20 protein-coding genes are annotated in these 19461 nt (G+C 46.4%); 14 read left to right on the top strand and 6 right to left on the bottom strand.

Annotation, left to right across the window (positions count from 1 at the left end; genetic code table 11):
- Window positions 1-8: 8 nt before the first annotated feature.
- Both OXN25_23810 and OXN25_23805 read right to left on the bottom strand, forming a co-directional pair.
- On the bottom strand, window positions 9-566 hold the full coding sequence (locus OXN25_23810; GenBank protein ID MDE0427895.1) for a hypothetical protein: 558 nt from the start codon (window positions 564-566) through the stop codon (window positions 9-11).
- A gap of 165 nt (window positions 567-731) precedes the next feature.
- A complete protein-coding gene (locus tag OXN25_23805) occupies window positions 732-1631 on the bottom strand; it encodes a hypothetical protein (GenBank protein ID MDE0427894.1) in 900 nt (299 codons plus the stop codon).
- A 331-nt stretch (window positions 1632-1962) separates the two neighbouring features.
- On the opposite strand from OXN25_23805, the gene OXN25_23800 reads away from it, so the two are divergent.
- The 13 genes from OXN25_23800 (at window position 1963) to OXN25_23740 (ending at window position 15610) form a co-directional block, all read left to right on the top strand.
- Complete coding sequence (locus tag OXN25_23800; protein MDE0427893.1) at window positions 1963-2508, top strand: hypothetical protein; 546 nt, start codon at window positions 1963-1965, stop codon at window positions 2506-2508.
- A gap of 4 nt (window positions 2509-2512) precedes the next feature.
- Complete coding sequence (locus OXN25_23795; GenBank protein MDE0427892.1) at window positions 2513-2893, top strand: hypothetical protein; 381 nt, start codon at window positions 2513-2515, stop codon at window positions 2891-2893.
- A 314-nt stretch (window positions 2894-3207) separates the two neighbouring features.
- On the top strand, window positions 3208-4266 hold the full coding sequence (locus tag OXN25_23790; protein ID MDE0427891.1) for a Gfo/Idh/MocA family oxidoreductase: 1059 nt from the start codon (window positions 3208-3210) through the stop codon (window positions 4264-4266).
- 55 nt (window positions 4267-4321) lie between these two features.
- Window positions 4322-4927, top strand: coding sequence for a hypothetical protein (locus OXN25_23785; protein ID MDE0427890.1), 606 nt, complete (start codon window positions 4322-4324; stop codon window positions 4925-4927).
- 101 nt (window positions 4928-5028) lie between these two features.
- Complete coding sequence (locus OXN25_23780; GenBank protein ID MDE0427889.1) at window positions 5029-6108, top strand: PspA/IM30 family protein; 1080 nt, start codon at window positions 5029-5031, stop codon at window positions 6106-6108.
- A gap of 41 nt (window positions 6109-6149) precedes the next feature.
- Window positions 6150-7622: an arylsulfatase gene (locus OXN25_23775; GenBank protein MDE0427888.1), complete on the top strand. Its 1473-nt coding sequence runs from the start codon at window positions 6150-6152 to the stop codon at window positions 7620-7622.
- Between the two features lie 58 nt (window positions 7623-7680).
- Window positions 7681-8358: a hypothetical protein gene (locus tag OXN25_23770; GenBank protein ID MDE0427887.1), complete on the top strand. Its 678-nt coding sequence runs from the start codon at window positions 7681-7683 to the stop codon at window positions 8356-8358.
- A 32-nt stretch (window positions 8359-8390) separates the two neighbouring features.
- The gene (locus tag OXN25_23765) at window positions 8391-9227 is read left to right on the top strand and encodes a phytanoyl-CoA dioxygenase family protein (GenBank protein MDE0427886.1); all 837 of its coding nucleotides are present in this window, start codon (window positions 8391-8393) and stop codon (window positions 9225-9227) included.
- Window positions 9228-9781: 554 nt separating this feature from the next.
- Window positions 9782-10732 (top strand): aldo/keto reductase, encoded by a 951-nt coding sequence (locus OXN25_23760; protein MDE0427885.1) that lies wholly within the window; start codon window positions 9782-9784, stop codon window positions 10730-10732.
- A 146-nt stretch (window positions 10733-10878) separates the two neighbouring features.
- Window positions 10879-11814, top strand: a complete 936-nt coding sequence (locus tag OXN25_23755) for a hypothetical protein (GenBank protein ID MDE0427884.1) — start codon at window positions 10879-10881, stop codon at window positions 11812-11814.
- A gap of 192 nt (window positions 11815-12006) precedes the next feature.
- Window positions 12007-14130: an ABC transporter substrate-binding protein gene (locus tag OXN25_23750; protein ID MDE0427883.1), complete on the top strand. Its 2124-nt coding sequence runs from the start codon at window positions 12007-12009 to the stop codon at window positions 14128-14130.
- A gap of 50 nt (window positions 14131-14180) precedes the next feature.
- Window positions 14181-15161: an ABC transporter permease gene (locus OXN25_23745; GenBank protein ID MDE0427882.1), complete on the top strand. Its 981-nt coding sequence runs from the start codon at window positions 14181-14183 to the stop codon at window positions 15159-15161.
- Window positions 15162-15172: 11 nt separating this feature from the next.
- Window positions 15173-15610 carry a hypothetical protein gene (locus tag OXN25_23740; GenBank protein ID MDE0427881.1) on the top strand — a complete coding sequence of 146 codons (438 nt, stop codon included), beginning with the start codon at window positions 15173-15175 and terminating at the stop codon, window positions 15608-15610.
- 46 nt (window positions 15611-15656) lie between these two features.
- Here OXN25_23740 and OXN25_23735 read toward each other — a convergent pair whose 3' ends face one another.
- Together OXN25_23735 and OXN25_23730 are read right to left on the bottom strand one after the other, a co-directional pair.
- Entirely contained in the window at window positions 15657-15962 is a 306-nt protein-coding gene (locus OXN25_23735) for a cupin domain-containing protein (protein ID MDE0427880.1), read from the bottom strand.
- A 145-nt stretch (window positions 15963-16107) separates the two neighbouring features.
- Window positions 16108-17262, bottom strand: coding sequence for a transposase (locus tag OXN25_23730; GenBank protein ID MDE0427879.1), 1155 nt, complete (start codon window positions 17260-17262; stop codon window positions 16108-16110).
- Between the two features lie 436 nt (window positions 17263-17698).
- Here OXN25_23730 and OXN25_23725 point away from each other — a divergent pair, with 436 nt between their 5' ends.
- The gene (locus tag OXN25_23725) at window positions 17699-18346 is read left to right on the top strand and encodes an aquaporin (protein ID MDE0427878.1); all 648 of its coding nucleotides are present in this window, start codon (window positions 17699-17701) and stop codon (window positions 18344-18346) included.
- A 76-nt stretch (window positions 18347-18422) separates the two neighbouring features.
- Here the strand turns inward: OXN25_23725 and OXN25_23720 are convergent, their stop codons facing one another.
- Together OXN25_23720 and OXN25_23715 are read right to left on the bottom strand one after the other, a co-directional pair.
- The gene (locus tag OXN25_23720; GenBank protein MDE0427877.1) at window positions 18423-18854 is read right to left on the bottom strand and encodes an Hsp20/alpha crystallin family protein; all 432 of its coding nucleotides are present in this window, start codon (window positions 18852-18854) and stop codon (window positions 18423-18425) included.
- A 104-nt stretch (window positions 18855-18958) separates the two neighbouring features.
- Window positions 18959-19414 (bottom strand): Hsp20/alpha crystallin family protein, encoded by a 456-nt coding sequence (locus OXN25_23715; GenBank protein ID MDE0427876.1) that lies wholly within the window; start codon window positions 19412-19414, stop codon window positions 18959-18961.
- Between the last annotated feature and the right edge of the window lie 47 nt (window positions 19415-19461).

The following is a 19461-nucleotide window of genomic DNA, read 5'->3' as shown; positions in this document are numbered from 1 at the left end:
TTTATTTATCAAGGTCCACGGCACTTTTCGTGTGTCCAAAAATACTTATTGCGAATAAAAATAATTTGAGGGGCTAAAGGGATGGGAATATGTAAAAAATTAAAATTATTCCGTTGTGTCCTCCTATTACGACATAAGAAAGGGAACTTTGAATCTAAAACTAAATAGTGTATCAGTCTCACACCTCTACTGGATAATTGATTATCTACCTGATTACTTGCGTGTGAATTGGATTTAAAATTTAATTCTTGTTTCAGTGCTTTAGATGTTTCAGCTATATAAGAAGCCTTTGTAACAGCATCGTCAATTTTTCTGAATCGATTATTACATTCATGGCAAATGGCAGTTCCGAAAATAGGCTCTAAATTCGTCTCCAACAATTCTTTATCCACCAATGCCCTTTGTAGAAAATGCTCCTCAGAGCATTCACGAAATTCATCGCAATAAATACACGGAGTGGAAGCTGTACCGCGATTATTAACTTTCTTAATTTTTTGAAATTGTAAATTATACGTCGTTAAAGGTTCGCTATTTACTTGATAACTGGATATTATGATTTCTGACATAATTTTCTCCTTAGTTCTGGGCAATACGCGCTGAATATCGTCGATGCCCTTATTATTTTCGTGAGATGCCAATATAGCGGGAATAAACTAATGATACTGTATGTGAAGGTCGTGGCACTCTATGCCCAATAATATCTTGGGAATTAATTTGTTATTTTTAAACCCTTAAGCCCCATAATATTTGGAAATTATTTCCGCCAATAGATTTCCAGCTGCTCCTACTGAAACGTTCCAAGTACCACTTGCAGCCTTTTCTATCATTTTACCTATCCAAGAAGATACTTTAGGACCAAATTGATTAGAAGACTGAGGCGGTCTATCCTCAACCAAGACAGCCTTCAATTCTGCTATTTCCTCTTCGGACACGCCATTATTTTTCAATTCCTGACGAACCGCCTCAAAATCACCTTGTATGTTATTGAATTCTACGGATGAATTGTTTGCTGTTCCGACGAGATTTCCAGTTCCACTATAGACTGTTGTATTAAATATTTGTGTTACTTTATCTGAACTAAGCCCCTCTTGAGCATCTGAGCTCGTTTCACCAGCCTTTGGATTTTCTTTCCAAAGAGCTAGTGTGAAATCCAAGACGCGGTTACGCACTGCGTTAAGTAGTTCAATACAATCTCCCACACTGAATTCCGCCCAACATTCTACGCAAGTCATACTCGGGTATACACTTTTGCCTAAAGTCGATGCCAACCCGCCTGTTGTAAGAACAACGCGATTCTCGTTCTCTATAGCGGACTCAACCGAGGCAATACTAAATCGACACTCATATTCATTGTAACTCTTTTGTACACTTTTGGGTAACTTCATCGCAGGAACCCGTGCGTGGCTCAAACTAGAATGAGACCCCAAGAAATTCCCTCTTACTTGCAGTTGCCATACTCGGTATTTTGGTACGGGAACCTCCTCCGGGTAACCGCTGGACTCCCAAGTTATCCAATCTTCAAGTTGTTGGCTGTTTAGGCGCGCTGCCAGAATTTTACACTTCCTAAGTAAAGTTCCCACATCACTTGAGGAATCAGCTGCAGCGTTTTGAATGTCTTCCAATAAATTCATTTCAACCTCCAAACACTAACTTTATGATTAAGTTACTTTTTCTGTTTAAAAAACTTGTCAATTTGTCCTGAGTTTTGGGTAATTCGTGTGCTTTTCTGTAGTGTAGTTTTCACTAACACTTCAGTTTGTTCGGATTCCCTCTATTTTATTATTTTAACATAAATTTGTCCTAGACATCAAATGAACTTGACCCAGCAATAACAATTGTAATGCCCTTCAATAAAAGATTTTTTCTTGCTTCACACGAAAGACTATGGTAAAATGTAGAAAGACATTCGGTTCCATGAAAAGCTCATAAACTGAGACAATTTTCACAGGTTGCGTAGTAATCATGCCAACGTTTAAATGTGCTATTGAGAAAATTTCAGATTGGCATCCGCGTCTGTTTCTTGAGGCACATATTGTGGCATGCGTAGCAATGATGCGTTCGTATTCAGATCCACCGGCAGCGTTTGAAGTTACATGTGAGAATATTGTTTCTGACTGGCTTGGTGAAGAAACACAGTTTATGCTTGAAGTTTCGTGGTCAGGGGAAACGGAGAGAAAAGCGGAGCGTTTACGATCAACTATACAAACGAAGCCGATAGTAGAGATGGCTGCGTCAGCCCTGGCGTTTATTCTCACGCCTAATATTGTCAATCTCGGCCAATTGGATGTAACAAATTATGGTGACCGAGCCGACTATCGCTCATTAGACATGCAAAACGTTCTTGAAATCAGTGGTACAGAAACAGCGTCTGAATTAACACGACGGCACCGAGAAAAGATCGGACAAGCATTAGAGAATCCATTTGGATTAGATGCCTATGTTGTTGTCTGTGCCTTTTCCGAATTTGGGCACCTTATACGATTTTCTTATCATCCTTGGACGGAGTGAAAATATGTCTGCCTCAAAAACGAAACCTTATACAAAGACCCTCAAAGAGACCATGAGTCGAAAGTCAGAGATCCTCTCCAAAGCACAAGCATTTTGGGAAGTGGGTATGACGGAAACGGCACAACCGCTTTGGCTGTCTGCTGCGACTTATGAGGAACATATCGCACCGATGCTTGATGCACTTGGTAGAGAATTAGAGGGTGCGATCCATCGTATCAGTGCAGCATCGTGTTATGAGAAGGCAGGAGAACCGAGTCGCGCGGTGAATCTGTATCGCGCTGCGCTTTCGGGGCCGTTGCGGGATGATACACGGCAAGAGGTTGAGAATATGTTAGGTGCGTGTCTTGCTGCATTGAGTCACAAATCGACGAAAGTTCCGGTATAAGTTTCTATAAACATATCCTTCCTACGAAACTTAGGCGAACCTCGCAAAAAAGGCTCCCAATCCGCGTCCTCCGCGCAATCCGCGATAATCCGTGATTCAGACAGATACCCACCGCTAATCCCTATCCGTCAACTCCTATCCACAATCCTAATAATCCCGCAAATCCTGCTTCTGACGACAAGATGTGTGAAAAATCCGCGTCCTCCGCGATCCAGACAGATACCCACCCCTAATCCGCGATTCAATTTTCCCTTGACTTGCAAAAGAAAAATAGGATACAATCAAGAGGAGATATATCTAATGAGGAGACCAAAATGAGAACAGTTAAATTAGGCTTAATTGGCGCAGGTGGTATCGCACAGGCGCATTGTGGCACCATCGCTAACATTGATGGCGCAGAAATAATCGCCGCCGCCGACCTCGTGCCAGCAAACCTCGAACGCGCGAAAGAGCGTTGGGGCATCAAACGCACATTTTCTGACTACAACGAAATGCTCAAAATGGACGAGATTGAGGCAGTCTACGTCTGTACGCCAACAGGGGTACATGCCGCCCCGACTGTCGCCGCGCTCAACGCCGGTAAACACGTCTTCTGCGAAAAGCCGATGGAGGCGACACTTAATGCCGCCGCTGCAATGTGGCGTGCCGCAAAAGAAAACAATAAAATTCTAATGATCGGACTCAAACTCAGATACTCAGCACAAGTCATTAAAGCAAAAGAAATCGTTGATGCTGGCACTTTAGGCGACATCTATTACGTCGAAACCGTTGCCGACCGCCGCCGCGGAAATCCGGGCGGGAGTTTTATCGTAAAAGCGACAGCCGGTTTGGGTGCATCCGCTGACATCGGCGTTTACGCCTTAGATACCGCGCTCTATCTGATGGGACACCCCAAACCTGTTGCCGTCTCTGGCATTACCTCTAACTATCTCAGCCTCCACAACACATGGAATCCAGCACTTAAGGAAACCGAGGTTGAAGATTTTGGAGTCGGTTGGGTCGTCTTTGAAAACGGGGCGCGCATGGTCTTCAAGACCTGTTGGTGCATGAACATGGATTCGCTCGGCGGTACGATTTTCCTCGGCAAGAAAGCCGGACTCCGTCTCGGTATCGGTGAAGTCCGAGGACCAGAGGAAGGGGTCCGCGTCTATGGCGATAAAGACGGCGAAATCTTTGATCAGGAGTTCACTGAGTTTGAATCGGTTGACGTGTTCCGCGCAGAAGATACCGCCTTTGTTGATGCCGTCCGTGAAGGTAAACCGTCACCGATTGATCCTTATGGCGTGATGCTCACAAACGTTATCATTCAAGGCGTGATTGACTCCTCAAACGCCGGTGGACGCGAAGTCGCAGTGACCGTGCCAACTTTATGATGTATTGAACGCGGGGTCTGTGTTTTAGCCTTCTCATACTTAGGAGGTTTATCCGATGGCTTACAGCAACTTTACTTTGGAATCAGTGCGAACAGCTTTTGAATTGCAAACGATTGGGTCTATAGATCTCTTTTCTGGAATAGAACCCGTAACCCCGAGTTCATATTTCACGGAGGAATTGAAAAAAAAAGTTCCTTTAGCCGTTGCGATAGGAACAGAGAAAGCACGCTCGGAGTTGATAGTTGCGAATGTCTTGTTTGAGCTCCGAGAGCACTTTGATCGCCGCATCAGTCTCTTTTCCGGGATTGATTTCAGTGTCGATGCAGAGAAGGGTTTAACGGGCGTATGCGACTTTTTAATAAGTTTGTCGCCAGAGCAATTTTTTCTGGAGGCACCGGTCATCACACTGGTTGAGGCAAAGAACGCTGAACCTAAACTCGGATTTGGACAATGTGTTGCTGAGATGATCGCAGCACAGCACTTTAATCACGAGAAAAAGAACAGTATACCCTCTGTTTATGGGGCTAGCACGACAGGAACAGAGTGGCAATTCCTTAAATTAGAGGGACAGAAGCTGCATATTGATATGACAGTCTATACAATCGCGCAATGCGATAAGATCCTCGGGATTCTCTCAAGTATGGTAGATCAGAAAGCCTAAAAAAAGAAATATAGACATACCGCGTTACGAGGTGTTCTAAATTTCCCTATCCTTTTTTCTTCTTGTGTACTCTATGTTAATAGCAAGGAGGCTATCTTAGAATGAGGTCTATTAAAATCGCAAGAAAAGAATTCAAATTAGCACCCCGAATGAAGCGGTTATACGCTCTCTTTATAGACATCGCACTCATAGGTGCCGCGCAATCGGTTTTCGGGTTTCTTTTTGCGGTGGGAGCAATTTTGTTTTTCGACACAGGATTCTCTAATATGTTGAAAGCGAGTGTTACATTCAGCGTCTATGCCCTTATCAGTGCTGCTTTATGGGCATTCGGTCTATTTTTCATAGACGGTTTCAGAAACGGTCAGGGCATCGGAAAAAAATTACTGTCTCTACAGGTCGTCCGGCTAAAAGACGGTAAACCTTGCACCTTCAAAGATGCCTTCCTTCGGCGATTTGCAGGTATTCTTCAACCACTGGACTTCTTCTGGTCATTCGGAAAGAAACGGCAACGCCTCGGAGATAAATTCGCTGAGACGGTCGTTGTGGAATTTGAACCGGAGTTGGAACACACCGAAACCGAAGAACCTGAAAGGGTTTTAGAGGCTGCAATCGCTGAGATGAAAAGTAAACTCTCAGCGGCACGCCAGAAAGTTGACGCCTCTATCGGCGTTGAAAAGCAGTTTCAGGACGCTTACGAAGGAGCTGTCACCCAAGTGGAAAGGTGGCAGGAACGGGCTGTTATTAACCTTAACGCTGGACGTGAAGACTTGGCTCGCGAAGACCTTGAAAAACGAAACGAATATCGGCGATTATCAGATAAATATAAAGCACAGTGGGAAGATCAAAAACAGGTGGTTCGAGCACTCAGTGATCTCCTTGAACATCTTCAACAGCAGATGACGCAGGTGGAAGGGAAAAAGGCTGTCGTTGTCGCACAACACAGGAATGTTGATGCCGAAGCACACCTCCGTGAGATGCTAAATGAGATACAAGACAATGAGGCATTTAAGACGCTTACGAAGATGGAACAAGACGCAACTGAGGCAGCGACGCTGGCAAAAGCTGCCGCTGAAATGGATGTCGCATATCAAGATACGAGATCAGAACGCGAATTTTCGAGTTATGCTAAAGAAGCTTCAATTGACAAGGACCTCGCTGAGCTAAAGGCGAAATTATCATAGGCGCGATACCTCATCGCCACAACGCCAATCTGGAGCCTGCAATGGATACACATAACTTGCCCAATATTGTTTTTATCATGGCAGACGATATGGGATACGGCGATGTCGGCTGCTATAACCCTGAGTCAAAGATTCCCACCCCGAACATGGATAAACTCGCCCAAGAAGGAATCCGCTTCACCGATGCCCACTCCCCTTCTGCTGTTTGTACACCCACACGATATGGTGTCCTCACCGGACGCTACTGCTGGCGGAGCCGACTCAAACACGGCGTGCTTTACGGATACGAACCACCGCTTATTGAACGCGAACGTTTGACGGTCGCTGGACTCCTGAAAGATGCTGGCTACAACACCGCCTGTGTCGGTAAATGGCATCTGGGACTCGAATTCTCAACAGTCCCCGGCTACGATTTTGATTTCAATGCACCGCTCCCTTGGCAAAATGCCGAGCGCGAATTGGAAGAACATATTGATTTCACTGCACCTTTAACTGGGGGTCCTATAGATATCGGCTTTGACTATTTCTACGGAAATGCGGGTTGTCCGACATGCCAACCGCCTTACGGTTTTATTGCGAACGATACCTTTGTCGAAATTCCAAGTACCTATCATGACGTGGCAGAATTTACAAGTCGCCGTGGCATGATGGTCCCCGGATGGGAGCACAAGGATGCCGACCCTATTATCGCGCAGAAAGCGGTCGAATACATTGAAGGACAAGCCGATACCGATGCTCCCTTTTTCTTTTATCTCACCCCTTCTGCCCCACACGAACCCTGCACGGAAGCAGTTGTGCCTGACTTTGCACGCGGTAAGAGCAGTGCCGGTCCACGCGGTGATCTTGTCTGGCTTGTCGATTGGATGGTCGGCGAGGTTATGGATGCATTAGAGCACACGGGTAAAACGGACGACACGCTCATCTTTGTTACGAGCGATAACGGTGCCTTACCCGGTGACCGAATCCAAGGCGATGATAGTCCGATGCCGTATCATCTCTACGACCACAAGTCCTGCGGTGACTGGCGCGGGTACAAAGCGCATATCTGGGAGGGTGGACACCGTGAGCCGCTGATTGCGCGTTGGCCTGGTGTCATCGCACCGAACACTGAAACCGATGCCCTAACCTGCCTCACAGACCTTATGGCGACGTGCGCCGCGATTGTCGGAACAGAAGTCCCTGACGACGCAGGTCACGACAGTTGTAATGTCTTACCCGCGTTATTGGGAGAAGAGACGGAATATCCATTACGCTCCGCTATCGTGCATCACTCCAGCACGGGTGTTTTTTCTATCCGACACGGCGATTGGAAACTGATTTTGGGGACGCAAGGTTCAGGCGGATGGCCCCCACCTCGCGATGGTCGTCCCAATCCTAATACACCCGGACAACTCTATCATATTTACGATGATCCAGGGGAAATGAACAATGTGTGGGATACATATCCAGAGATCGTGGGAAGACTCACAGCACTCCTGCAGAAGTTTGAGGAAGAGGGACACAGCCGGATGTAAGAATAGTCGCGCTGATAGGTGCGATGTTCTGCCCCGTCAAAGTAGGAGGTTTTAAAATATGGAATCCTATAGTTTGGCGCAATTATCCGAAGAAACGCTTAGGGCACTCGTAACCATCCGTATACAAGTTGGTGTGTCTGATCGGTGGGAAAACATGCCAAAAAGCGAATTGACCCCAGCGGAGGGTGCTCAAATTGCTTACCTCAAATCAATTTTGCGAGAACGGGATTTGGTAGTCATGAATGAAGCAACGCTTTGGGCGCGGGCAATCTATCCACTGTTGGTACTCGCCGAGCAGGCTTACGTTCAAGCATGGACCGGTATTCCTCTGAAAGCGACTTATCCTACTTTTCAACTCGAAGGTGAGGCAGATGGTGCGCTTGCTCCGGCTGCCGCGGGAAAACCGCAAACGCCCTATCTCATTGTCCATGAAGCAAAACGCGGTGTTCATTCTTCCGACCCTCAGATTCAACTCTACGGTGAAATGCTCGCTGCCGCGTGGCTTAATTGGAAAAGTCAAGTAGAGGGACAATCAGAAGTAATACCTAAAGGCCCCCAAGAAATTTTCGGGTGCTACACCGTTTCTGAAAGTTGGACTTTTGTTCGAGGAAGCGTTGATGGTATTGAAACAGAAAAGCCGACATTCACTGTTGAATTTTCGCGAGTCTATAATGAGATTTTTGAAGCCGAACGCGTCCTGCAAATTTTAAAAGCTATTGTTGCTGAGCAATTATAAATTGGTTGCTAAAAATGTAAAAGAGTTAAACCATGAAAACCACGACTACATTTGATTCACTTTTCCGACTATCCGAGCCTTCACAGGCAGATATTGACGCTTTTCATAACGACGGTTATATCGTTTATCCAGACGTATTCACAGACGATGGACGAGAGGGATTAATTGAGGAGATTACGCAACGTTTTGACCCGGTACGTCAGTACCTTGAAGCGTTGAATAACGGTGAGGACCAACGGCATCCCTATTTCATTCGTCCATGGAACGATCGCGGTGAATACAGCGACCGACTCATTGACGACCCTTTCATTACAGCACTGATACGCGCCACTATCGGAGATGCATACCACTTCTGCCATTCCGCCCTTAACATTGCACCCCGTGGGGTCGGTCCACTCGGATACCATCAAGATCACCATCATTGGAAACATGAGAATCCTGTTAACCTCGCCGAGCGCGATAACTATTACATTCAGATTTTGTACTACCCAAATGGCTTCACACGTGGCGATCGAAACCTCAAAGTGATACCCGGTAGCCATAAGGTCGCACCGACGAAAGAAGCAACCCCAGAACGAATGCTCGCAGGCGACTTTGACCACGAGATAGGACGCAAATTAAAAGAAAAAAGGCTTGACCTGCCGCCTGGAAGTATGGTTTACATCAATGCTCGTATCTTCCACGCCGTTGAGGAGAAACCGATAAATTCTCCGCAACCTTATCGCATTTTCGCCATCGACATTTTCAAGGAAGCCGGTCCTCCCCACCGCTACACCCAAGAGATCCCGGATGAATGGATGGCGAACGCGACCCCGTTCCGTCGGAAATTATTCGATCGTGAAGCATACACGGAAGGATGTTGGAGCTAATACAACACTGTCAGTGGAAATACCTGCCCCTCGGCTCGCTTGTAGCACAAACTTTATGAACATTAAGAATTTAAATCGGTAATTCCAATTTTCCCTAAACTTAGTTTTCCCTAAATTTATACCAATTCTAATTGATAATTCCTCTTAAAAGGTTGGCTATTTTTCAGCACTGCTCGGTGCGGTTAGAAACCGCACCTACTGGGTGTGACGTGAGTGGGTTCGGTTAATGCGAGATAAACTTTTAGAAATGGTATTAGTAGGTGCGGTTTGTAACCGCACCGGACATTACCGAATTATTTTTTTTAACTTCATTTATCGTAAACCTTAGAATTAATTGGACACTTTACACCGGCGAGGTTAGAAACCTCGCCTACCAAGTGAGGGGCCAATGTCTATTTATTTTTCAGGTTTACCATAGTTTGTGGCATTTACTGATTTGCTGCTTCCTGCTGGATTTTAGATTGAGAATATGCTATAATTCTTTCGTATTCACACAATATCCTAATTACAAAGGGCTCGACCCGAACGCTGAAATAAAAAGGAAACCGTTTGGAATGAAGCAAATAAAAATTCCTGGAGTCAACAAAGAGATTTCACAACTGATTCTGGGGACTATGATGTTTTCGCCGCTGAAATTTGACTACAGCGTCGAAATGCTGGACGCATTCTTTGAGGCAGGTGGAAACGCACTTGACACCGCACACGGCTATGGCGGTGGTGATAGCGAAATGCTCATCGGACTCTGGACGCGCCAACGCAACAACCGCGACGACGTGTTCCTCATTGATAAAGGGGGACACCCACAAGGTAGAGTGCCACGTCCCCGTCTTTCCCCCGAAGAACTCAAAGCCGATCTTGATGAGAGTATCGCTCGGCTCCGCACTGACTCTATTGATCTCTACATGCTCCATCGCGATGACCCTGTGATTCCGGTTAGCACAATTATTGACTATCTGAATGAGGAGATAGGTGCAGGACGTATCCGCGCCATCGCCGCTTCTAACTGGGAGCCACAACGCATCATTGATGCCAACACCTACGCCGCTGAAAATGGACTCGCCGGATTTGTGTCTTGCAGCAACAACATCAGCCTGGCAGTCCCGATGGAACCGATGTGGGCAGGCTGTGTTTGTGTGGATGATGCCGCACGCAAGTGGCATAACGAAAGCCAGTTCCCGTTGATGCCGTGGTCCTCACAGGCACGTGGCTTCTTCAGCGGCGCATTTACACCGGAGAACCGCGAAAACCGAGATATGGTGCGCGTCTATTACAACGACGATAACTTTGAAAGGCTCGAACGCGCAAAGGAATTAAGCGCAAAATCCGGCTGCTCCCCTATTCAGGTGTCCCTTGCATATTGCCTCAATCTTTCTTTCCCGGTTTTGCCGGTTGTCGGACCGCTAACTATAGCAGAATTGGACTCCTCGCTCGGAGCCGTAGCACTGGAACTCTCCGACGCCGAAGTCCAGTGGCTCAACTTGGAAACGGACGGAAATCCTCTATGATGACTCGGATTCTTTTGCTACTGATCTGCTTCCAATTTATCTTGCTACCTCTCGGTTTCGTACAAGAAAGCTGAGGGGCGTGAAGCAACCCCACAATCCCGCGTAGCGGGATTCGGTTAAGTGAAGTCAGTTTGACTTCAGAAGAGATGAAGCGATTCCAGGGAACTGTCAGTATGATGCGATGGTTCGATGCACAAGGTGGACACTTAGAAACGAAAGGGATTTCGCCTGATGGAAAAGTAATAAACGTCCCCCTACATCGACACCACGTTACACTCAATATTTATCGCGTGGATGTCGGGTTGCAATACCAATTTAACCCACAGTGGACACTCGAAGCGAATATCCCTTACGAAGCCAAAGTCCAAGAGGCAACTATTGAGGAGATTGAACCGGTTTCTCAAGCAGAACTCGAAGCGATTGTCCGCAATCGGAATAACCATCATCGAAACGAGACCTACACGGGCCCCAGAGACACAGACGTTTTGTTGGGATACCGGACGACAGGTTTCTTGATGGAAAACGATTTCTTAATAGGACGTATCGGAACAACCGTCCCCTTTGGCAAGACTGAAGAAGATCCGTGGAAATTAGGGGACGCTGGACTCGAACATCTTCATATCCAGTTCGGTACCGGAACCTTCAATCCAATCGCAGACCTGCATTACAGTTTCCCACTTTACAAGGGATTAGGTGCCAATGCAAGTCTCCGCGGGAAACTCCCGTTGTATGAAAATAGCAAGACGTATCGCGGATCCAGAGAGATTTCCTACACAGCCGGTCTAAACTATCGCTTCAACGATTGGCTTTCACTTCAGACGAGTTACTTCGGTTTCTATCAATCCTACGCCTATTGGGCTGCGGAACTCGACATCAACTCTGGACTCCGGTTCAGCATGGCATCTGTCGGTGCCTCGATTTTAACGCCCTATAACATTCCACTATCTGTGGCACTTATGTTGCCCTTGACCCAAGAGACGCTCTATGACGACAGTGGGGCATTGTTAGACGGTGTATATGAAGAGAAGGATGCCTTTGAATTCGGTCCTTTGGTATCCCTAACCGTCTTGTATGCGTTTTAGCAATACTTATCCGTTTGTTCAGGTCTCTGTGCCTGAACAATCGCATCTATAGTAAAACCTAAAAAATAAAGAGACATTCACCCCGCCCTTGGTAGGCGAGGTTTCTAACCTCGCCGGTGTGGAGCGTCTAATTAATTCTAAACATTACTATAATACCCGGTTGTTCGTTAAAGAAAATTGATGAGAATTAAATTGCCAAAATTTTCAAGCCAATATTGCACACTCCTAATGCTAATTGTTTTCGGCATCGGCTGTGGTGTTCCCAACAATCCATATCCGAAGTCTGAACACGATGAGGCAATCTACTACAACACGTTCAGTGCGGAGCCAAAACACTTCGATCCGGCAATGTCATATAGTTCCGACGAATACAGATTCATCCAGCAGATTTACGAACCCCCGTTACAATATCACTACTTGAAACGTCCGTACGAGTTGATCCCACTGACAGCAGAGGCGGTCCCACAACCTCGCTATTTCGATACCGACGGCGAACCCTTGCCACAAAACACGCCCGCAGCGTCTGTCGCGCGCGCTGTGTATGAGGTGCGCATCCGTCCGGGTATCATGTACCAACCACACCCCTGTTTCGCTAAAACTGAAGCGGGCGAATGGCGTTACCACAATTTAACAAAGGCAGATGTAAAAGGATTTACACAAGTTAAAGATTTTCCAATGACCGGGACGCGCGAGCTTATCGCAGCGGATTACGTCTACCAGATTAAACGCATGGCGGATCCCAAAGTCACGTGTCCTATTTCGAGCACGTTAGAAGATTATATTCTCGGTATGGAAGCCTACTCTGATGCTCTCTCCGATGGACAAATAGATCCGTCTTTCCCTGGGGTGGAAGTTGTTGATCGCTACACCTATAGAGTCACCCTCAAAGCGAAATATCCGCAGTTTGTGTACTGGTTAGCGATGCCGTTCTTTTCACCGATGCCTCGCGAGGCAATTGACTTTTATGGACAACCCGTTATGACAGAACGAAACATCACAATTGATAGATTTCCTGTCGGAACGGGCCCCTACAGGATAGAGACCCTCATTGCACATAAGGAAATAGTTCTCGTTAAGAACGAAAACTTTAGGGTTGAACACTACCCATCAAGTGGCGAACCCAGCGATAGAGAAACGGGACTTTTGGATGACGCAGCGAAAATCATTCCCTTTATACCAAAAGCCGTCTACAAATTAGAAAAAGAGTCCATCCCGCGTTGGAACAAGTTCTTACAAGGTTACTACGACAATTCCGGCATCCCTTCGGATACGTTTGATAGGGCGGTCGCCTTCGATAGTACGGGTGATCCTGCGGCAAGTGATGTATTGAAATCAAAGCAGATAGCCCTACGTATCAGCGTAGAACCGACATCCGTTTACTTCGCCTTCAATATGCTTGATGATACTGTCGGTGGATACACTGCAGAAAAACGGAAACTTCGGCAAGCGATTTCGATAGCATTGGATAACGAGGAATACATTGAAATTTTCCTCAACGGACGCGGCGTTTCCGCACACAGTCCACTTCCACCCGGTATCTTCGGCTATCTGGAAGGTCCAGACGGTATAAACCCGTATACACACGATTGGGATCCACAGTCCAACCGACCGAGTCGCAAGTCTATTGAGGAAGCTCGGCGACTCCTCGCAGAAGCAGGCTATCCGGGTGGACAGGATAGTAACGGAAACCCGCTCATTATCTCCTTTGACAACACATGGACATCCGCGGGTGCCTCAGCCGCTTTAACATGGATGCGGAAACAGTTAGAACAACTCGGTATCACTATGGAAAGCCGCACCACCGATTACAACCGTTTTCGAGATAAAGTTAAGAACGGAAACTTCCAAATCATCCGTTGGGGATGGCATGCCGACTATCCGGATCCAGAAAACTTCATGTTTCTGCTCTACGGACCCAATAGTAAGACACTGCACGACGGTGAAAACGCTGCCAACTACGATAATCCAGAATTCAACGAGCGCTTTGAAAAGATGAAAAATATGGCAAATTCACCAGAACGCTTGGAGATAATCGGTGAGATGAACCGTCTGCTACAACGCGATGCACCTTGGGTCTTCGTCTTCCACCCTGTTAATTTTGGTCTATCGCATCAATGGCTGAAAAATAACAAGCCGACTTCCACAGGGTACAACACACTTAAATATCGCCGCATTGATGGGGAACAACGATCCGAAAGTCGTCAAGAATGGAATCAGCCAATTCTCTGGCCCCTATGGGTCTGTGCTGCATTTCTCATTCTGTGTACAATTCCGGCAATCATCACAATTTGGAAACGCGAACGAGGCACGCAGTAGATTTTCACTGTTTCTCCTAATCAAAAGCGATTGGGGCAAATTATTAACAAATGCTCACGTATATTATCCGTCGAACCCTTTATGCCATTCCAATTTTAATCGGTGTGAATATCCTCGTCTTTCTGCTCTTTTTTGTCGTCAACTCACCAGACCAAATGGCGCGCAAGATACTTGGGGAAAAAAACATTACCCAAGAGGATGTCGATAACTGGAAGAAACAGAACAACTATCACCTACCCCTCTGGTTCAATACGGCGGCATCTGGAAGCAAGCAGTTTACGGAGACAATCTTTTTCCAGAAGTCGATTAAACTTTTCGTCTTCGATTTCGGTACTTCTGATCGGAACAACATTGACATTACATTGCAAATTTCACAACGAATGTGGGCAAGTTTTGCTATCGCACTGCCAACATTTCTACTGGGACTCTCTGCAAATATTGTCTTTTCAATGATTGTGGCTTACTATCGGGCGACCTACGTCGATTTTTGGGGCACAATCCTCGCGGTTATCCTTATGTCTGTTTCTGCGCTCTTCTACATTATTGGTGGACAGTGGGTGTTCGGTAAGATATTGCGGCTTTTCCCGATTTCTGGATACGATGCGGGACCCAATATGTTCAAGTTTGTAGCACTCCCCGTCGTGATAGGTATTATGAGTGGGATTGGTGGAGGGATCCGTTTCTATCGGACGATATTTCTTGAGGAAGTCAATCAGGACTACGTCCGGACAGCACGGGCAAAGGGATTGAGTGAAGCGATAATCCTCTTTAAACACGCACTTAAAAACGCCATGATTCCGATTTTAACGAGTGTGGTATCAACAATCCCGTATCTTTTTCTCGGAAGTTTACTCATAGAGGCGTTTTTTGCAATCCCCGGATTAGGCAGTTTTATCATCGAAGCCATTCAGGCGCAAGATTTCGCAATTGTCCGAAGCATGGTCTATCTCGGATCCGTCCTATATATTATCAGCTTACTCCTGACAGACATCAGTTACACTTTGGTCGATCCACGGGTCCGATTTGAATAAGAAGGTGGGAAATGGTTTCACAGAACAGAAATTATCAGATTCTACAAGGCATAATGAGTCTTCTACTCGGGAGTATCAGCATCTGCTTACTGGTAACGCTCCGACATTCAGGCTATCCCAGCGTGATACTCTCCACCTTTTTGATAGTAGGGCTTACTTTGATTTTTTCAGGAGATTACCTTATTAACCCTTTTAAATTGCCGGTCACGCCGCGAAAACAGGCGTTCGCAAGCAACATTGGTCTCATTGCATACGGGGTACTCTATTTCAGTATCGCTATGTCAAAATTGCTGCAACCGCGTTGGACGACTATTAATTTACCAACCTTTTTACAACCGATTTGGGTGCGGCGCGGGTTAGCAGGGGTCGGGATTGTGCTGATTGCGGCAGGTATCTACGGCATTTATCATTTATACACGGAGCAATGGATAGAGGACCCACCAGAGTAGAGAACTTTAGCGTAACACGGTTAAATGCCGGATTTTCCAACCCCTCTCACTTAGCAATAATCACAGCGTAACGGAGTGGCGTCTCACCGACATTACGTATCCCGTGTAGAACTTGGCAATCGACGTGAACGGCTTCATTGTCTCTGACACGATGCGTCTCTTCACCAAATAGCACCTCGCCCTCTCCAGAAAATACGTAGAAAATTTCTTGTCCCTCGTGTGTATGCGGTGGATGCGCGCGTTGCCCAGGTCCGACTTCAGAAATATGAAGATGAAGTTGTTCCTGATCCGCTCCGGTTTCAAAAATGAACCGATCAATCCCTTTAACATCGCTTCTGATTTCTCTTTCCATGAGAATTCTCCTCTCAACATTATTTCTTAAACAAAGTGCCTCTATAAGTTCCGTTTGACACTCCCACACCTAAAGGCGTGGGATTCTTGCTTCGTCATTTCGTGCCTCCCACAAGTGGAGGACTTACAGAAACTCCACAAGTGTTTTATGTCTCGGTGTGCCCCACCGCGACGTTCTTTAAATTGATTGCTGCGTTTAGGTCCCTGTCTATGGACGTTCCGCAACGGTTACACTGATATTCTCTATCTGAAAGCGTTAAGTCGTCTTTCTTATCCCCACAAGTGCTACAGGTCTTAGAACTCGCAAAGAACCTATCTGCTTGGACAACGGGTATTCCAAACGATTCGGCTTTGGTTCTTAACTTCTCAAGAAAACCACCAAGTGCTGCGTCTGATAACGCCTTGGCAAGTTTTCTGTTCTTAAGTAAGTTGGCAACCAAAAGTGTTTCTATCCCAATACGACCCGCACACTTTACAAGTGCCGTCGTTGCTTTATCGTGGGCGTCTTTTCGGATACAAGCGATGCGGTAGTGGATACGCTCCACAATCCGTTTCTGCTTATACCAGTTCTCGCTTAAAAATACCTTGCGGCTTAACTTGCGTTGCTCACGTTTGAGTTTTCGCTCATACCCCTTGAGTGCTTTCGGGTTCTCGTATTTCGTGCCATCGTCAAGCGTTGCGAGTGTGCTGATACCTACGTCTATACCGATACTGGGGTAGATAGAACGTTCTATCTGATAAGGTGTTCCAATATCAACAGTTGACGCAAAATAATCTACAAACTCGGACGAAACCCCACACCGATCTATAGGCAGTGGCACTTCTACAGATACAGACGCAAACCAACGATGTGCTGTTCTTGAGAGCGTCACAGATACGATCTTACCCACAAACCGCAACTTCTCAAAAGTGCGTATCCAACCGATTTTCGGCAACTTGATACGTTTGCCTTCCACACGCACAGCTTGCTCATCCGTTGTGTAGGCATGCTTGCAACCACGTTTCTTGAATCTTGGAAACGCCGCACGTTTCGCTTTCCAATTCTCTATTGCCTTGCCGAGATTGTGGACAGCGTACATCGCAGCACGTTGGTCTTGTGCCTGCGTCCAAGCAAACGCTTTCTTCTCCTGATTAAAGCGTTTGTTTAGGTCATACATGGATATGACGTTAGCTTTACCAAGTTCCGCCTTAAAATCAGACAACGCAGAATTATAGGCAAACTTCGCATAACCGCATTGTTGATAAAACCACGCAATCTGCTCGCGATTCGGGCGTAATGCTATTTTATGTGTCTTTATCATGGTGTCTCAAGCATCAAGTCTTTAACCCCTTACCAGTGGGTAGGCAGATACGTCACCTTGCGATGACGCTGGTAATATCTGCCAACTTGATATAGTAATTATACCACAAAATGCACCTTTTCGTCAAATGTTTTTTGCTGCCAACGCGCGAGACACGCGGGTTGGACCCAAAGCTAAAGCAGTGGGATTGTTAGACAATGCCCTTCAAATTAATTTAACACCAACACCAGGAATTGTCAACTTCAAAATGAATGCGGATTTCTTCATGATCGCGATTTTTCCACCAAAATCGGCAAAAACGCCGAATGTTGAGCAATCCTCACTATTGACGCAAAATTAAGAGGCTGCTATACTTCTACTATTAGGGATTACAAGGCACTTTCTTGACAGATTAACATTCGTTCGACCGTTCAATTTTAACCTAAAGGGGAGTTTCATGAATACAAAAAACTTAATCGCCGAATTTATTGGTACCTTTGCGTTGATTTTTATTGGGGCGGGCGCGTTAGCAATTGGCGAAGGCGGTTTAGTAGGTGTTGCACTCGCCCACGGCTTAGTCATTGTGGTGTTTGCTTACGCGTATGGACACATCTCTGGCACGCATATCAACCCGGCCGTGACGCTCGGTCTCCTAATAGCCGGAGAAATCCAATTCGTTGCAGCCATCGGTTACTGGATTGTCCAATTCCTCGGTGGAATTTTGGGGGCAGTTGTACTTAATGCAGTGTTACCGAATCCAGGCGATCTCGGCGTAACGATTTTAAGTGAAAACGTCGGCGTAGGTCAAGGACTCGTCGTCGAACTCGTGCTCACCTTCTTCCTCGTCAATACAATTTTCAATACGGCTGTCAGTGGAAAAGCCGGAAACTTCGCGGGACTCGCTATCGGGCTGACACTGGCACTTTGTATCCTAATGGGCGGACCGTTGACACGCGCATCTCTCAACCCAGCGCGCACATTGGGACCCGCTATTGTCAGCGGCAACTACGCCGACATCTGGCTCTACTTTGTAGGACCCTGCGTGGGGGCAATCCTCGCAGCACTTCTCTACATCGGTGTTCTAAAGGACAAAGGCGAGGCGTAGTCCACGCATTGCAGACAAAAAGAAAGGCTGGCACATTCACGCGCCAGCCTTTTTACTTCGTTCTAATCACAGTTCATTAAGCTGCAGTGGTAATTGGAATTTCAGCCGGTTTTGCCGCTTCAGGTTTCGGGATTGAGACCGTCAGAACACCATCGGTGTATTCGGCTTTGATGTCGTCGGCTGTCACTTCCCGTGGGAGTGCGAATTTCCGTTCAAAGTTCCCGTAGCGTCGTTCGACTCGGCGATAGTTTTGGGTATCATCTACCTGTTCTTGCCGCTTTTCGCCGCTGAGGGTTAAGAGGCTGTCCTTGACGGAGATATGAAGATCGTCCTTCGCTATCCCTGGGAGTTCCGCACGGACTTCAAAATTATCTTTTGTTTCAGAAATATCAACTGAAGGTGTCCATTTGTATCCATCTGTGTCGACTTTGGTCCATAACCTTCCATAGAATGGATTGTAAGATTTGAACAACTTTCCTGGCGGTCTGTGCAAAGTCAAATAAGTCATTTTTCATTCTCCTTTTGTGTAAAGTTTTCCTGCCTCGTCCGTTTTTTGTAGTTGGGGCAGCCCCATTTGCTGTCCAGCAGATGAGGCATCCCCGGATCACTGAATTAAGAAGCGTTTGTCATAATCGGGATCTCAGTCGGCCTCGCTTCTTCTGCCTTCGGAATTGTAAGCGTCAGCACGCCATCTGCATATCCCGCTTTAATGTTAGAAGTCTCAACGTTCCTCGGTAGCGTGAAGCTCCGCTGGAAGTTACCGTACCGCCTTTCCACGCGGTGATAATTTTTACCTTCCGTTTCCGCTTCCTGCCGTTTTTCACCTTTCACAGTCAGACGGTTATCGGTTACTGAGATATTGACATCACTCTCGGAAACCCCTGGAAGTTCTGCGCGAATCTCAAAATTGTTTTCAGTTTCAGAAATATCCACCGTGGGCATCCAATAGGTCTCTTCCGTATCCGTTCCGCTTTCCTGTGAGCCAAAGAGGTCTCCGAAAGCGCGTCCCATTTCGTTGTGGAGGTTGAACAGATTTCTCATCGGTCTGCGTGTCGTTAAGTAATTCATTTTTTTCTCCTTTTAAGTTTTGGGTGTGTATGTAAATGTTATAAGCA

The sequence above is a fragment of the Candidatus Poribacteria bacterium genome, from assembly GCA_028820845.1.
Lineage (GTDB): Bacteria > Poribacteria > WGA-4E > WGA-4E > WGA-3G > WGA-3G.
This window is presented reverse-complemented; position numbering and strand designations above follow the sequence as displayed.

Bases quoted from the DNA above. Each gene is read 5' to 3' on its own strand.
- OXN25_23810 (MDE0427895.1), bottom strand. From the start codon at position 566: ATGTCAGAAATCATAATATCCAGTTATCAAGTAAATAGCGAACCTTTA.
- OXN25_23805 (MDE0427894.1), bottom strand. From the start codon at position 1,631: ATGAATTTATTGGAAGACATTCAAAACGCTGCAGCTGATTCCTCAAGT.
- OXN25_23800 (MDE0427893.1), top strand. From the start codon at position 1,963: ATGCCAACGTTTAAATGTGCTATTGAGAAAATTTCAGATTGGCATCCG.
- OXN25_23795 (MDE0427892.1), top strand. From the start codon at position 2,513: ATGTCTGCCTCAAAAACGAAACCTTATACAAAGACCCTCAAAGAGACC.
- OXN25_23790 (MDE0427891.1), top strand. From the start codon at position 3,208: ATGAGAACAGTTAAATTAGGCTTAATTGGCGCAGGTGGTATCGCACAG.
- OXN25_23785 (MDE0427890.1), top strand. From the start codon at position 4,322: ATGGCTTACAGCAACTTTACTTTGGAATCAGTGCGAACAGCTTTTGAA.
- OXN25_23780 (MDE0427889.1), top strand. From the start codon at position 5,029: ATGAGGTCTATTAAAATCGCAAGAAAAGAATTCAAATTAGCACCCCGA.
- OXN25_23775 (MDE0427888.1), top strand. From the start codon at position 6,150: ATGGATACACATAACTTGCCCAATATTGTTTTTATCATGGCAGACGAT.
- OXN25_23770 (MDE0427887.1), top strand. From the start codon at position 7,681: ATGGAATCCTATAGTTTGGCGCAATTATCCGAAGAAACGCTTAGGGCA.
- OXN25_23765 (MDE0427886.1), top strand. From the start codon at position 8,391: ATGAAAACCACGACTACATTTGATTCACTTTTCCGACTATCCGAGCCT.
- OXN25_23760 (MDE0427885.1), top strand. From the start codon at position 9,782: ATGAAGCAAATAAAAATTCCTGGAGTCAACAAAGAGATTTCACAACTG.
- OXN25_23755 (MDE0427884.1), top strand. From the start codon at position 10,879: ATGAAGCGATTCCAGGGAACTGTCAGTATGATGCGATGGTTCGATGCA.
- OXN25_23745 (MDE0427882.1), top strand. From the start codon at position 14,181: ATGCTCACGTATATTATCCGTCGAACCCTTTATGCCATTCCAATTTTA.
- OXN25_23740 (MDE0427881.1), top strand. From the start codon at position 15,173: ATGGTTTCACAGAACAGAAATTATCAGATTCTACAAGGCATAATGAGT.
- OXN25_23735 (MDE0427880.1), bottom strand. From the start codon at position 15,962: ATGGAAAGAGAAATCAGAAGCGATGTTAAAGGGATTGATCGGTTCATT.
- OXN25_23730 (MDE0427879.1), bottom strand. From the start codon at position 17,262: ATGATAAAGACACATAAAATAGCATTACGCCCGAATCGCGAGCAGATT.
- OXN25_23725 (MDE0427878.1), top strand. From the start codon at position 17,699: ATGAATACAAAAAACTTAATCGCCGAATTTATTGGTACCTTTGCGTTG.
- OXN25_23720 (MDE0427877.1), bottom strand. From the start codon at position 18,854: ATGACTTATTTGACTTTGCACAGACCGCCAGGAAAGTTGTTCAAATCT.
- OXN25_23715 (MDE0427876.1), bottom strand. From the start codon at position 19,414: ATGAATTACTTAACGACACGCAGACCGATGAGAAATCTGTTCAACCTC.